Genomic DNA, 13,799 nt, shown 5'->3' with positions numbered 1-13,799 from the left:
ACTCCGTCGTGCCGCTGGTATGACCACGGCCGCGAAGAAGCCCCGTCCGCCGATCTGGCTGCTGGTCGCCATGATCGCGATCGGCCCCTTCACCATGCAGATCCTGGTGCCCTCGCTGCCCTCCATGGGGCGGGATTTCGGCGCCTCCACCTCCGCGGTGCAGCTGACCGTCACGCTCTACCTGCTCTCGGTCGGCGTCGGGCAGCTGATCTACGGGCCGCTGTCGGACCGCTTCGGGCGGCGACCGCTGCTGATGGGGGGGCTCGCGCTCTATGCCGTCGCCTCGCTGGGCGCGGCCATGGCGGGGGGCATCGGGTCGCTGGTGGTGGCGCGCGCCTTCCAGGCGATGGGCGCCTGCGCCGGCGTCGTGCTGGCCCGCGCCGTCATCCGCGACGTCTGGACGCGGGACGAGGCCGCCTCCGTCCTCGGCTACGTCACCATGGGCATGACCATCGCCCCCATGCTGGCGCCGCTCCTCGGCAGCTTCCTCGACCAGACGGTGGGCTGGCGCGCCAGCATGTGGGCCTGCCTGGCCTTCGGCCTGCCGCTGGCGCTGATCAGCTGGAAGCGCCTGCCGGAGACCCTGCCGGCGCCGCAGCCGCTGCCGGGGCTCTTCGCCATCCTCGCGGCCTATCGCAGCCTGTGGTCCATTCCCGTCTTCCGCGCCTATGCCGCGCTGACGGCCTGCGCGACGGGCGTCTTCTTCGCCTTCCTCGGCGGCGCGCCCTATGTGGTGGTCCAGGGCATGGGCTACACGCCGGTGCAGTTCGCCATCGGCTTCGCCGCCATTTCCGTCTTCTTCGCCACCGGCAACTGGCTGGCGGGGGTGCTGTCCAAGCGGCTCGGCATCCTCCGCATGCTCAGCGTCGGCACGCTGATCACCGTCGCGGGGTCCGTCGGCGCGGTGGTGGGGCAGCTGGCCTTCCCGCCGCATATCCTGGTCTTCTTCGTGCCCATGGCGATCGTCGGAGTCGGCAACGGCATGACGCAGCCCAACGCCATCGCCGGCGCGCTGAGCGCCCGGCCGCAGCTGGCGGGCACCGCCTCCTCCCTGGTCGGCGCGCTGCAGATGGGCTTCGGCGCGCTGATGACCTTCATCGTCGGGCTGGTCGAATACGGCGCGGGCATCGGAACGGCGCTGACCATGGCGGCGACGGGCAGCGCCTGCTGGCTGGCGCTGCGGGGAGCGCGTCGGGGCTGAGAGACCATTTGAGAACACCGGACGGGTCGGCTCCGCGGGTCTTTTCCGCCGCTGCGGCGTCAGCGAACTTGCCGATGCAACCAGCATCGGCTGCGTCCGCTTCCTGGCAGCGACGAAAAATCCCCTGCGGATCCTCAGCCGCCGGCATTCTCAAACGGTCTCTGACGCCTCACGCAACCGTTCCCGCCATGCGGTGAATTTTCTGCCTTGCAGCCAGCGCCATAGCTGCGAACCTTCCCGGCAACGAAACGGGAGGGACTTCGGATGGTCAGGACCGCATGGCGCGGCGTCATCGGGCTGCTGCTGGCCGCCGGCACCGCCGCCGCCCAGCCCGCCTATCCCACGCGTCCCATCTCCATGGTGGTGGGCTTCGCGCCGGGCGGTCCCGCGGATGTGGTGGCGCGGCTGATCGCCCCCTCCCTCGGCGCCGATCTCGGCCAGACCATCGTGGTGGAGAATGCCTCCGGCGCCGGCGGCTCCATCGGCCAGGCCCGCGTGGCGCAGGCGCGGCCCGATGGCCACACCATCCTCTTCGGCAGCCTCGCCCAGGCCACCATCCCGACGCTCTACAAGCAGCTCAGCTTCGACCCGCTGGCGCTGGAAGCCATCGGCCTGGTGAACGAGGTTCCGATGGCCATCATCGCCCGCCCCAACTTCCCCGCCGCCAACCTGGCGGAGATGGTGGCGGCGGTGCGGCGGGAGGGACGGCGCCTCAACCTCGGCAATGCCGGCGTCGGTTCCACCAGCCATCTCTGCAGCCTGCTGCTCATGGCCTCCATCGGCACCCCCGTCACGCTGGTGCCCTATCGCGGCAATGCGCTGGTGATGAACGACCTGGTCGGCGGCACGCTCGACATGGGCTGCGACCAGACCACCAACAATGCGGAGCAGATCCGCGCCGGCTCCATCCGCGCCTTCGCCATCAGCACGCCGGAGCGTGCGGCGGCCCTGCCCGGCGTGCCCACCACGGCAGAGGCCGGGCTGCCCGCCATGCGCATGTCCGGCTGGAACATGCTCTTCGCCACCGCCGGCACGCCGCGCCCGGTGATCGAGCGGCTGAACCGCGCGCTGCATGCGGCGCTGCGGGACGAGACGGTGATCCGCCGCATGGGCGACCTCGGCAGCGGGCCCGCGAGCGGGGAGCGCACGACGCCGGAGGGGGCGCAGGCCTTCTGGCGGGCGGAGATCGCGCGCTGGAAGCCGCTGATCGAGGCAGCGGACGGGATGGCGAACTGACCTTCGCCATCGGGATGGCGAAGTGAAGGACATCTACAGCTTCAGCCTGCAATACCCCCACCCCGCCCAGCCTTTGGCGTTGCGGCAGCGCCACAACCCCCCGCAAGCGCGGGGGAGGGAGCGCCCATTACTCCCTCCCCCGCGCTTGCGGGGGAGGGCTGGGGTGGGGGAACCCGCTACCCCTCGAACCGCGCCAGCCTCACCGCGGTATGCCCCCGCATCACGCGCGGGCTCGGCATTACCAGCAGGCAGTCGTCATGCGGCGTGCGGATCTCCGCCTCCCCGTCCAGCGCGATCAACGTGTTGCGGCGGGGGATCACCTCGCCGCCGCGATACTCCCGCAGGAAGGCGAAGCTGCCGGTCGCCGCGGTCACGGTCCGGGTCACCCGCGCCACGCGGCCCGGCGCGGGCCAGTCCTCCGGCGCGATCGGCGCGCCCTCCTCCACCATGCCGAGCAGCCGCAGCAGCCGCGCCGCCGCGACCTCCATCTGCGCCAGGGTCTCCGGCTGCCAATGCGGGCCTGCTTCCAGCAGCAGGCCGCGGGCGCCCTCCTGCGCGAAGCGGGGGTGGTCGATCATGCGCAGCCCGGCCGCATGCCCGTCATCACCCACCACCAGCGGCGGCGTGCCGATCAGCCGGCCGAGCGCCCGTGCCTCCAGCCCGGTGCCCGCCAGGAACAGCGGGTCCGACGGCCAGAGCATGGAATGCAGGTCCAGCAGCACATCCGCCTGGCACACTACCGGCAGCAGTGCCCGCACGCGCTCCAGCTCCACGGACCGGCGCCCGGCCGCCAGCGCGCTCGGCGACCAGAGGCGGTTCATGTCCTCATCCACGAAGCGGCTGGCCGTGGGGTCGGCGGGATCGAACAGGTCGAAGGCCGCGAGGTTGGCGAAAAGGAAGGTCAGCCGCCCGCGCCGCGGCCGCACCCCCTCCCGCAGCCAGCGGCTGGCCAGCAGCGCGCCCGAGATCTCATTGCCATGCACCAGCGCGCTGACCAGCAGATGCGGGCCCGGCTCCGCGGAGGCCAGCGTCCAGACCCCGGGGATGCCGGCATTGCCGTCCCGCCAGGGCGCGATGTCCGGCACCGGCAGGCGGACGGCCAGGTTCGGCAGGTCGAAGCGGGGCAGCCCCTGGCCGATGTCGCCGGTCATCATGCTCATGATGCCAGCCGATCGCCGAGCCGGTCGATGAAGGCGCAGCAGGCGGCCATCTCCGCCTCTGCGATCCATTCATCGGGCTGGTGCGCCTGCGCCACCTGGCCGGGACCGCAGACGATGGAATCGATCCCCGCGCGCTGGAAGACGCCGGCCTCCGTGCCATAGGGCACGCGCACGGCGCCGCCCCGCGCGCCGCAATCCTGCGCCAGGCCGAGCAGCGCCGACCCCGCCGGCAATTCGAAGGGCGGCGCGTAGCAGCGCGTGGCGAAGGTGAAGCCGGCATCCGGCGCGGCGGCGCGCAGCCCCGGCAGCACCTCGGCCTCCAGCCAGGCCTCCAGCGCGCCGCGCACCAGGCGGCCATCCTCGCCCGGGATGCTGCGCACCTCGAAGACGAATTCCGCAAGGTCCGGGACGATGTTGAGGATGGTGCCGGCGTGGAAGGTGCCGGTGTGGATGGTGCTCCAGGGCGGCTCGAAGCCCTCCCCCCGCCTGCCCTCCGCCGCGATGCGGCGCGCCTCCCGCTTCAGCCAGGCCACCGCCTCCGCCGCCGCTTCCAGCGCGTTGGCGGTGCGATGCGTCAGGCTGGAATGCCCCGTGCGGCCGGTGACGCGCACATCCCAGGAGGCATAGCCCTTATGCGCCACCACCGGCGTCATCCCCGTGGGCTCCCCCACCACGCAGAAGGCGGGCGGCGGCGCGGCATGGCCGAGGCTGTCCACCAGCAGCGGCGCGCCGGCGAAGGTCGTCTCCTCATCGAAGGAGAGGCACAGATGCACCGGCCGCTTCAGCCCCTTGGCCAGCAGCCCCGGCACGCTGGCCATGGCGCAGGCCCAGAAGCCCTTCATGTCCACCGATCCGCGCGCCACCAGCCGGCCATCCCGGCGCCGCAGCGCGAAGGGGTCGCCCGTCCAGGCCTGGCCGCCGACCGGCACGCAGTCGCTATGGGCGGAAAGTGCCACGCCCCCCGGCACGGCGGGGCCGAGGATGGCATGCAGCGCCGCCTTGTCCTGCACCGGGTCGAAGACGAGGCGGCTCTCCACGCCCTGCGCGGCGAGTTCGGCCTGCACCCACTGCACCAGCTCCAGGTTGCTGCGCGCGCTGGTGGTATCGAAGGCCACCAGCCGCGCCAGAACCTCGACCGCCTGCGGTCCCGCCCCCATCGGAATCCCCCTTGGGAGGGCAGTCTATACGGCGCCCCGGGCCGGGCAATCCGGCCCGCGGGCGCTTAACGAAAGTCCATGTTCTACTGTTGATTGATGGTCAGCGGGCGGCACGCGCCTCGGCCACCAGCCGCTCCAGCGCCGGCAGCTCGATCGCGCCGGGCACCAGCGTCGTGCCGATCACCAGCGCGGGCGTGCCCTCAATCCCCAGCCGCTGGGCCAGGCCGAGATTGCGCTCGATCCGCGCGGCGATGGCGGGATCGTCCATGTCCCGTCGCAGCCGGGCCCAGTCGAGCCCCGCGCGCTCCGCCTGCTGGCGCAGCACCGCCTCGGTCGGCTCGCCCCGCAGCGACAGCAGCGCGTCATAGAGCGGCACGTAGCGCCCCTGCCGCTGCGCCGCGAGCAGGGCGCGGGAGGCGAGGACGCTGTTCGGCCCCAGGATCGGCAGGTCCTTCAGCACCACGCGGATGTTGGGGTCGCGCCGCAGCAACGCATCCATGGCCGGCTGCATCTGCTTGCAGTAGCCGCAGCGGGCATCGAAGAACTCGACGATGGTGACATCGCCGCGGGCATTGCCCTTGCTGGGGTCGGCGGCGTCGCGGAACAGGGCCTCCGCATTCTCCGCGATGGCGGCGCGCTGCGCCTCGCTGCGGTCGCGGCGGTCCGCCTCCTCCAGCCCGGCCAGGGCCTCCCGCATCAGGGTCGGATCCTCCCGCAGCGCTTGGCGCAGGATGGAGAGGATCTCCGCGCGCTGGGCCGCGGTGAAGCCGGGCGGCGCCTCCTGCGCCGGTGCTCCGCCGGCAAGAAGGACAAGGCCGGCGGTGAGGAGGGCACGCAGGGTGGATCGGGTCATGCCTGTCCTTATCGCAGCCGGCCTGCCCGTGTCACCGACGCCCCCACCGGCGCCCGGCCTATCGCCGCCGCGGCGGCAGGTTCTCCGGCTGCGCGGCGTTGCGCAGGTCGGACGCCCGCAGCCGCATGGGTCCCGGCGGCAGAGCCGCTTCCGCCCTGGCGGCCAGCGTCCGCGCCGCCAGCGCATCTCCCAGCAGCATCGCCTCCTCCGCAAGCGCCAGGTCGGCCATCGGCATCTCCCCCAGTCGGCCATGCGCCACCGCCATCTGGCGCCAGAGAAAGGCGCTCTCGCGCTCCGTCCGCATCGCCGCATCCAGTTCGGACAGGGCCTGGCGCAGCTGGGCGGGCTGGCCGAGCTCCATCAGCACACGCGCATGGCTGAGCCGGATCAGGCCTTCTTCCGGCGCCAGCCGGGCGGCGGTGGCATAGGGCGCCAGCGAATCGGCCAGGCGATGGCCCTCGAACAGGATCTGGCCCTTCAGTTCATGCAGCCAGGGGTTATGGGGCTGCTCGGCGATCAACGCATCCACCATCGCCACCGCCGGGGCGATGCGCCCGGATCGGAACTGGGCGATGGCGCGGGCGTAGCGGGCGGGGGCGCCCGTATCGCTCTCGGGATAGCGGCGCAGGGTCATCAGCGGCGAATCGATGAAGCCGTCCAGCTTGGCCCGGACCATGGCGAAGGCGGCTTCGAGGTCGGCCGGAAAGGGCGCCTCCGCGAAGCGGGACCGCGCCAGATGCTCGCGGATGAAATCCAGCCGGTCGCGCGACAGCGGGTGGGTGCGGAAATAGGGGTCCTGCCGGCCGACCGCGAGGAGTTCCTGGTCCAGCAGCCGCTCCAGCAGCCTCTCCAGCCCGCGGGAAGACCAGCCCAGGCGATCAAGGTAGTTGACCCCCGCCTGGTCCGCCGCCTGTTCCTGGCTGCGGGTGAAGGCGTAGAATTCACCCATGGCGCTCGCCTGGCCGCCCAGCATGCCGGCCGCCAGCGCCCCTGACTGCCCGCTGGCCGCGGCCGCCGCGCCGCCCAGCAGCATGGCGCCGATGCTCCGCAGCATGGCGTTGCGCATTTCCTCCGGCAGCCTGGCCAGGTGCCCGCCGGCGATGTGCCCGGTCTCATGCGCCAGCACACCCACCAGTTCCAGCGCGCCGGTGGATTGCTGGATCAGGCCGGTATGGATGAACAGCCGGTTGCCGGTGCTGACGAAGGCGTTTATGGCGCGGTTCTGGATCAGCGTGGTCCGAACCAGGCCGGGATCCACCCCCGCGGTGCGAAGCAGGGGCTGGACCAGGCGCCGGACGAGGTGTTCCGTCTCGGCGTCGCGGATGGTGACGATGCGCGACGCCGCCGACTGCGCCGAGGCGGATCCAGGCCAGGCCACCAAGGCGAGAAGGGCGAGGAAGACCAGCATGACGACCAGCTTCGGGACGGCACCCATGGCGGCGAAGACCATGGCGGAAGCCGGTGTCTCGGAAGCCGGGGGCCTGGCGAGGAAGGAAGGTCGCGGCATGCGCCGGACCCTAGCGCGCCCTGCTGCCGCTTCCCACCCCGCGCTGGCCCTGCTGGCTGGGCTGGCGCTCTCGGGCTGCAGTGCCCTGGAGCCGGACCCCAACGCCCCACAGCCCGGCCAGGCCGGCTTCGTCCGTGGCTTCCTCGGCGGCGCCGTGGCGGATGACCCGCGCGCCGCGCTGGTCGCGCGCAACACCCTCTCCGCCGGCGGGTCCGCCGCCGATGCGGCGGTGGCGGGCGGCCTCATGCTCGCCGTCACCCAGCCCTCCCGCGCCGCGCTCGGCGGCGGCGGCGCCTGCCTGCTCTTCGCCCCCCGCCGGGCGGAGGCCGAGGCCATCCTCTTCCTGCCCGGCGCGCGGGAGGCGACGCCGCCCGGCGCCGACCGTCCCGCCGCCGTGCCCATGCTGGCCCGCGGCCTCTTCGCGCTGCATGCCCGGGGCGGCGTCCGGCCCTTCGAGGAATTGATCGCCCCCGCCGAGCAGGCCGCGCGATTCGGCGTGGAGGTCAGCCGCGGCCTGGCGGCGGACCTCGCCGCCGTGGCCGGCCCGCTGCTGGCGGACCCCGGCGCCGCTGCCGTCTTCTCGGCCGGCGGCCAGCCGCTGACGGCCGGCGCCACACTGACCCAGCCGGACCTCGGCACCACGCTGGGCGCGCTGCGCACGGCGGGGGTGGGCGATCTGCACCAGGGCGCGCTGGCGCGGCGCGTGGCCGATGCCTCCATGGCAGCGGGCGGCGGGCTGACGGTGGCGGAGATGCGCGCCTCCGTCCCCCGCGTCGCCGCGCCCATGATCCTGCGATCGGGCAATGACAGCGTCGCCTTCCTGCCGCCGCCCGCCGATGGCGGGCTGGCCGCCGCGGCGGCCTTCACGGCGCTGAATGCCGGCGCCGCGCCGGATGCGGCGGCGCTGCGCGGCGTGGCCGTGGCCCGCGCCTGGCGGGAACGGGGCGGCGACCCGATGGCGCTGGTGACGGCGGAACTGCCGGCCGACCAGGGCTGGCCGGTGCTGCCCGCCTCCTCCAGCCTGATCGTGGTGGATCGGGACGGCATGGCGGTCAGCTGCGCCTTCACCATGAACAACCTCTTCGGCACGGGCCGCGTGGCGCCGGGCACGGGGATCCTGCTGGCCGCGGCGCCGGGCATCGGCCAGGTGCAGCCGCCGCTGCTCTCCGCGGCGCTGGCCTTCAACGCGCCGCTGCGCACCTTCCGCGCGGCCAGCGCCGGCAGCGGGCAGCATGCCGCGCCGATCGCCGCCGCCGCGCCTCTGGCGGCCGCGCTGCGGAACGCCCCCGCCGAGGCGATCTTCGCCGGCGTGCCCAATCCGGGCCGGGGCAACCTCATGTCCTGCCCCCGCTACCTCCCGGGCGATGCCAATGCCTGCTTCTCCCTGACCGATCCGCGCGGCACCGGCCTCGCGATCGGCGCCGTGGACCGCTGATGGCGCTGAAGACCGGGCGGGGCGCGGAAGCGCCCCCCTTCATGGTGATGGACGTGATCGCGGCGGCGAATGCCCGCGCCGCGACGCTGCCGCCTGGGGCGCCCGGGATTCTCCGCATGGAGGTCGGCCAGCCCGGCAGCGGTGCGCCGCGCGGGGCGGCGGAGGCCGCGATCCGCGCGCTCCAGGCCGGCAACCCGATGGGCTACACGGAGGCCTTCGGCCTGGCGTCGCTGCGCGCCCGCATCGCCGGCCACTACCGCGACAAATACGGGGTGGAGGTCGCGCCCGCGCGCATCGCCGTCACGGTCGGCGCCTCCGGCGCCTTCCCCCTCGCCTTCCTGGCGGCCTTCGACGTAGGCGACCGCGTCGCCATGGCCGCGCCCTTCTACCCGCCCTATGCCAATATCCTGACCGCGCTCGGCATGGTGCCGCAGCTGCTGCCCTGCGATGCCTCCACCCGCTTCCAGCCGACGCTCGCGATGCTGGAGAAGCTGGACCCGCTGCCGGCCGGGCTGATCGTCGCCAGCCCCTGCAACCCCGCCGGCACCATGCTGCCGCCGGAAGAATTGTCGGCGATTGCCCGCTGGTGCCACGCGCATGGCGTACGGCTCGTCTCCGACGAGATCTATCACGGCCTGTCCTACGGCACGGTGGCGGAGAGCACCGCCGCCGCCTTCAGCGACAGCGCCGTGGTCGTGAACAGCTTCTCCAAGTATTTCTCCATGACGGGCTGGCGGATCGGCTGGCTGGTGCTGCCGGAGGATCTGGTCCGCCCGGTGGAGTGCCTGGCGCAGAACCTGTTCATCAGCGCCCCCCATGTCGCGCAGGTCGCCGCCGAGGCCGCCTTCGACTGCACGGAGGAGCTGGAAGCCAACAAGGCCGGCTATGCCCGCGCCCGGAGCGCGCTGCTGGAGGGGCTGCCGGCGGCGGGCTTCGACCGCATCGCGCAGGCCGATGGCGCCTTCTACCTCTGGTGCGATGTCGGGCACCTCACGAATGACAGCCTCGATTTCTGCGCCCGGATGCTGGAGGGCGCGGGCATCGCGGCCTCCTCCGGCGTCGATTTCGACCGCGACCGCGGCAGCCGCTTTCTCCGCTTCAGCTATTGCGGGCCGGAAGCGGCGATGGTGCAGGCGCCGGCGCGGCTCAAGGGCTGGCTGGGGCGGTAGCGCCGCCCCAGCGCCACCAGGACGCGGGCAGGGCCGCCGCGGCGGCCTCGGCCGCCGCCGGCGTCCCGAAGAGGCCGAAGCAGGTCGCGCCGCTGCCGCTCATCCGCGCCAGAAGGCAGCCGGGCTGCGCTGCGATGGCCGCCAGCACATCGGCGATCGGCGGGCAGAGCGCGATGGCGGCGTCCTGCAGATCATTGCCCAGCGGCCGCAGCCACTCCGCCAGCGCCGCGGCATCAGCCCAGCGATCGGGATAATCCGCTTCCGCCGAGAAGCCCGGCGCGCGCGCCTTGAAGACGGCGGGCGTGGCCAGCGCCAGCCGGGGATTGGCCAGCAGCAGGCCGAAGGGCGGCAGCGGCGGCACCGCATCCAGCACCTCCCCCACGCCCCGCATGCGCATCGGCCGGCTCTCCACGCAGACCGGCACATCGGCGCCCAGCCCAGCCGCGATCGCCCGCAGCCGCGCCGGGCCGAGCCCCGTGCCCCACAGCCCATCCAGCACCCGCAGCGCCGCCGCCGCATCGGCCGAACCGCCGCCGATGCCGGAAGCCACCGGCAGATGCTTTTCGAGGCTGATCGCCGCCCGCGCCGGCACGCCGGCCGCTGCCGCCAGGGCACGGGCCGCGCGCAGCACCAGGTTGTCGGGCTCCGCTGCCAGGGCGCCCGCGCCGGGCCCGGCCAGGGACAGGGTCAGCCCCTCCGCCGGCTCCGCGCGGACCACGTCGCCCACCCCTGCGAAGACGGCGAGGCTGTCCAACAGATGATAGCCATCGGCGCGGCTGCCGGTGACGCGCAGCGTCAAATTGACCTTGGCCGGGGCGAAGCCGCTCATGCGAAAGCGGTAACCCGCCTCAGTCCGCGCGCTGCGCCGTCGGGGCCGCCGCGGCGGGCAGCCCGTCCCGCAGCTTGGCCTCGATCTTCACGAGGTCACCGGGCTCCGGCTCCAGCCCCAGCGCGCGGCGCCACTGGAACCGCGCCTCCCGCTCCCGCCCCGCCGCCCAATAGGCATCGCCGAGGTGGTCGTTGATGACGCTGTTGCGCGGCTCCAGCTCCACCGCGCGTTCCAGCCAGCGGATGGCGCCCGGCAGGTCGCCCATCTTGAACAGCGCCCAGCCGAGGCTGTCGACGATGTTGCCGTCATTCGGGCGGAGTTCGACCGCGCGTTCCAGCATCCGCCGGGCCTCGGGCAGGTCCTTGCCCTGCTCCACCCAGGTATAGGCCAGGTAGTTCATGACGTAGGGCTGTTCGGGCGAAAGCTCGAGCGCCCGCTTGAAATCGGCCTCCGCGCTCGGCCAGGCGCCTGCGCGTTCATGGGCGATGCCGCGGGCATAGAGCAGCGGCCATTCGGCCGCGGTCGGCGTGCCGACCCGTTCCAGCGCCCCGTCATAGGCGGCGATCGCCTCGCCGAAGCGGTTGCGCGCGCGCAGCAGGTCGCCAAGTCGTGCCAGCGGCTGCGGCGCGTTGGGCACCTCCGCCGCGATCGCGCGCAGCGCCGCCTCCGCCTCCGGCACGCGGTCCATCCGGTCCAGCGCCGAGGCGCGGCGCAAGGCAGCCACGCGCGCCAGCGGATCGTTCGCCGGGACCTGTTCCAGCACGGCAAAGGCGGTGTCGGGGTGCCGCTCCTCGCCATAGGATTCCGCGATCAGCAGCAGGGCGGCGGCGAAGTTCGGGCGCAGCCGCAACGACAGACGCGCCAGGATCAGCGCACCATCCCCCGCCCCCTGCTGGCGCAGCGCGGCGGCGAGGGCGAGATGCGCTTCCGAGATGCCCTCGACGGCCGAGGCGACGCCCCGCTGCGCGATGACGGCGCGGCGCGCCTGCTCCGTCCCGGCGGCAATGGCGAAGTCACCGAGCCCCCGGCCCAGCGCCTCCATCAGCCGCATCGCCTCCGCCTCCCGCCCGCTGCGCGCGAGGATACCGGCGGCGAGTTGCAGCAGGCGGAGGGAGGGTTCGGGCGTTTCGGCGAGCGCGGTGCGGATGGCGCGCTCGGCCTCCCGCGGCCGGCCGGCGACATCGGCGATGAGCGCGAGGTGAAGGGCGTGGATGCCGCGCAGCCGCCCGCCTTCGGCCAGCGGCCGCAGCGTGGCGATGGCGGCATCCGTCTGCCCCTTGCCCTGCTGGACCCAGGCGAGCAGCAGGGGCTGCAGGATCTGCGCCGGCCCCTGGCGCGGCAGGTTGCGCACCCGCTGCTCGGCGCGGTCCCAGCGACCGGCCACGGCCTCGGACCCCACCAGCAGCAGGGCGGCGGCCTGGTTCTCGGGCAGGCGGCGCGCCAGGCGCAGCGCATCGGGCCTTCCATCCAGCAGCGCGGCGGCGAAGGCGCGGTTGACGAGTTCCGCCTGGTCCGGCTCCCGCCGCAGCGCATCCAGCAGATTGTCGGCTGCGGTGCGGGTATCGGTCTCGGATTGCGCGAAGCGGCCGGCCAGATAGGTGCCGAAGACGCCACCGGGCTCGGTGGGCTGGGCATGGGCGGGCGCGGTGGCGGGGACGGGCGTGCCCGCCGCCGCGCAGGCCGAAAGCAGGGCTGCCGCGAGGAGGACGGCACGGCGGGGGGGCACGAGCCTGATCATTGGCCGAAGCCTAGCCGGGGAAGGCCGGGGCACGCCACCATGGCGTGGCCATGTTGCAACATGTGGCGGATCGGCGATGCCGATTTGCCACAATCGCGACCGCGACGCTGCCGACAGCCGAGGAGGTTCAATACTGTTCGGAACGCCGGCGCGTGACGATGTGGCTGCCCGGCGGGAGCGCGTGCAGGATGCCCTCGGCCCAGTCGGTGATCCGCCGCATCGGATGGGGCGGCGTGCTCACCGGATCGACATCCGCGCCCGGCGCGGCCGAATTCGTAGCCGAAGGATCGGCAAAGCCGACCAGCCGGCTCGCGGATTCCGCGAGTTCGGCAAGGGGTGCCGGCAGGCCCGTGGCGGCAGCGCCGTCATCCGCCATCACGGCCCGCAGGGCGGCGCGCGTCGCCGTCACCTCAGCCCGCATCTCGTGGATGGCGGCGGAAAGTCGACGGGCAGCGGGCGACTCGGTCGTGTCCTGCGACATGCGTGACCCCAGGCGCGTACATCCGCGCGCCACGGTATCGAACGCAAATCTGATCTCAAGGACAATCCATTGCAACTTTAAAGTGCATCACGCCTCCGCGAGGAGGGGTGATCCTGACTGTTGCCAGAACCGTTCCGATACCTTTCGATACGTCCAGCTTTCCGGGAGATCGCCACATGCGTCGCCACCTGATCGCCCTGCTCGCCCTCCTCGCCGGCCTGGTTGGCGCGGGGGCGGCGCAGGCGCAGAACCGCTTCTGGCTCGTCAATGATACGGGCCGGGTGATTGAGCGGGCCTATGTCTCCTCCTCCCGCGTCTCCGACTGGGGGCCGGACATCCTCGGCACCTCCGTGCTGCCGCCCGGCCAGCGGGTCTGGGTCACGCCGAATTTCGGCGACTGCATCCTCGACCTGCGCGTCACCTATCAGGGCGGCGGCGAGGAGAGCCGCATGCAGGTGAATGCCTGCAGCCTGAGCCAGATCGTCTTCGGGCGATCCGGCGCGGGCGCCGGGGCCAGCATCGGCGGCGGCGGGGCGGGCGCCTCGATCGCCGGCAATCCCAGCTTCTACTTCGTCAACGGCACGGGCCTGACGATCCGGGAGGTCTATGTGTCGCTGTCCACCGACAGCAACTGGGGCGGCGACCGGCTCGGCCAGAACGTGCTCCAGCCCGGCCAGCGCCTGCAGGTCAGCCTGCCCGCCGGCCGCGTCTGCACGGTGGATATGCGCGTGGTCTATGCCGATGGCCGGTCCTTCGAGCGGCGGCGCGTCGAGACCTGCAGCGTCAACGACTTCGTCTGGCGCTGATCTGTGACCGCTTGAGAATGCCGGCGGCTGAGGATCCGCAGGGGATTTTTCGTCGTTGCAAGGCGCCGGGCGCCGCCGATGCTGGTTGCATCGGCAAGTCCGGCAACACGGCAGGGGCGGAAAAGACCCGCGGAGCCGACCCGCCCGGTGTTCTCAAACTGATGCGGTGGACGGCCCCTGAGCGGCATCGATGTGCCAGGCTCGCGGCTGTTGAGGTCAGCGAGCAA

At 73.0% G+C, this 13,799-nt stretch carries 13 protein-coding genes; 6 read left to right on the top strand and 7 right to left on the bottom strand.

The genetic code is table 11. The features are described from left to right. Nucleotides 1-19 precede the first annotated feature (19 nt). Together G3576_RS22325 and G3576_RS22320 are read left to right on the top strand one after the other, a co-directional pair. A complete protein-coding gene (locus tag G3576_RS22325) occupies nucleotides 20-1,201 on the top strand; it encodes a multidrug effflux MFS transporter (RefSeq protein ID WP_164696686.1) in 1,182 nt (393 codons plus the stop codon). 264 nt (nucleotides 1,202-1,465) lie between these two features. Beyond that, a complete protein-coding gene (locus tag G3576_RS22320; protein ID WP_164696685.1) occupies nucleotides 1,466-2,437 on the top strand; it encodes a tripartite tricarboxylate transporter substrate-binding protein in 972 nt (323 codons plus the stop codon). A gap of 176 nt (nucleotides 2,438-2,613) precedes the next feature. Here the strand turns inward: G3576_RS22320 and G3576_RS22315 are convergent, their stop codons facing one another. The 4 genes from G3576_RS22315 to G3576_RS32380 form a co-directional block, all read right to left on the bottom strand. Further along, entirely contained in the window at nucleotides 2,614-3,597 is a 984-nt protein-coding gene (locus G3576_RS22315) for a M14 family metallopeptidase (RefSeq protein WP_328729599.1), read from the bottom strand. After that, nucleotides 3,594-4,754 (bottom strand): acetylornithine deacetylase, encoded by a 1,161-nt coding sequence (gene argE, locus G3576_RS22310; RefSeq protein ID WP_164696684.1) that lies wholly within the window; start codon nucleotides 4,752-4,754, stop codon nucleotides 3,594-3,596. The genes G3576_RS22315 and argE overlap by 4 nt, the downstream gene beginning before the upstream one ends. A 100-nt stretch (nucleotides 4,755-4,854) precedes the next feature. Next, a complete protein-coding gene (locus G3576_RS22305; protein ID WP_164696683.1) occupies nucleotides 4,855-5,607 on the bottom strand; it encodes a DsbA family protein in 753 nt (250 codons plus the stop codon). Between the two features lie 58 nt (nucleotides 5,608-5,665). Continuing rightward, a complete protein-coding gene (locus G3576_RS32380; protein ID WP_164696682.1) occupies nucleotides 5,666-7,114 on the bottom strand; it encodes a M48 family metalloprotease in 1,449 nt (482 codons plus the stop codon). On the opposite strand from G3576_RS32380, the gene G3576_RS22295 reads away from it, so the two are divergent. Together G3576_RS22295 and G3576_RS22290 are read left to right on the top strand one after the other, a co-directional pair. Continuing rightward, complete coding sequence (locus G3576_RS22295) at nucleotides 7,113-8,549, top strand: gamma-glutamyltransferase (RefSeq protein WP_164696681.1); 1,437 nt, start codon at nucleotides 7,113-7,115, stop codon at nucleotides 8,547-8,549. The two genes, G3576_RS32380 and G3576_RS22295, sit on opposite strands and share 2 nt — an antisense overlap. Further along, entirely contained in the window at nucleotides 8,549-9,718 is a 1,170-nt protein-coding gene (locus G3576_RS22290; RefSeq protein ID WP_164696680.1) for a pyridoxal phosphate-dependent aminotransferase, read from the top strand. Before G3576_RS22295 ends, G3576_RS22290 begins: the two co-directional genes overlap by 1 nt. Here G3576_RS22290 and G3576_RS22285 read toward each other — a convergent pair. The 3 genes from G3576_RS22285 to G3576_RS22275 all read right to left on the bottom strand — a co-directional run bounded on the left by G3576_RS22285 (nucleotide 9,696) and on the right by G3576_RS22275 (nucleotide 12,766). Continuing rightward, the gene (locus tag G3576_RS22285; protein WP_164696679.1) at nucleotides 9,696-10,547 is read right to left on the bottom strand and encodes a 4-(cytidine 5'-diphospho)-2-C-methyl-D-erythritol kinase; all 852 of its coding nucleotides are present in this window, start codon (nucleotides 10,545-10,547) and stop codon (nucleotides 9,696-9,698) included. The genes G3576_RS22290 and G3576_RS22285 overlap by 23 nt on opposite strands. 19 nt (nucleotides 10,548-10,566) lie before the next feature. Next, a complete protein-coding gene (locus G3576_RS22280) occupies nucleotides 10,567-12,273 on the bottom strand; it encodes a tetratricopeptide repeat protein (protein ID WP_328729594.1) in 1,707 nt (568 codons plus the stop codon). Between the two features lie 139 nt (nucleotides 12,274-12,412). Continuing rightward, the gene (locus tag G3576_RS22275) at nucleotides 12,413-12,766 is read right to left on the bottom strand and encodes a hypothetical protein (protein ID WP_164696677.1); all 354 of its coding nucleotides are present in this window, start codon (nucleotides 12,764-12,766) and stop codon (nucleotides 12,413-12,415) included. Between the two features lie 176 nt (nucleotides 12,767-12,942). Between G3576_RS22275 and G3576_RS22270 the strand changes: the two genes are divergently transcribed. Further along, on the top strand, nucleotides 12,943-13,572 hold the full coding sequence (locus G3576_RS22270; protein ID WP_164696676.1) for a Tat pathway signal protein: 630 nt from the start codon (nucleotides 12,943-12,945) through the stop codon (nucleotides 13,570-13,572). A 17-nt stretch (nucleotides 13,573-13,589) separates the two neighbouring features. Continuing rightward, nucleotides 13,590-13,799 (top strand): hypothetical protein (locus G3576_RS31320; RefSeq protein WP_207622988.1); only part of this gene is annotated, 210 nt, incomplete at its 3' end.

It is taken from the genome of Falsiroseomonas algicola (genome assembly GCF_011040385.1).
Taxonomy (GTDB): Bacteria; Pseudomonadota; Alphaproteobacteria; order Acetobacterales; family Acetobacteraceae; genus Falsiroseomonas; species Falsiroseomonas algicola.
The sequence above is the reverse complement of the archived record's forward strand: the minus strand, read 5'-3'. Positions and strand labels throughout refer to the sequence as shown.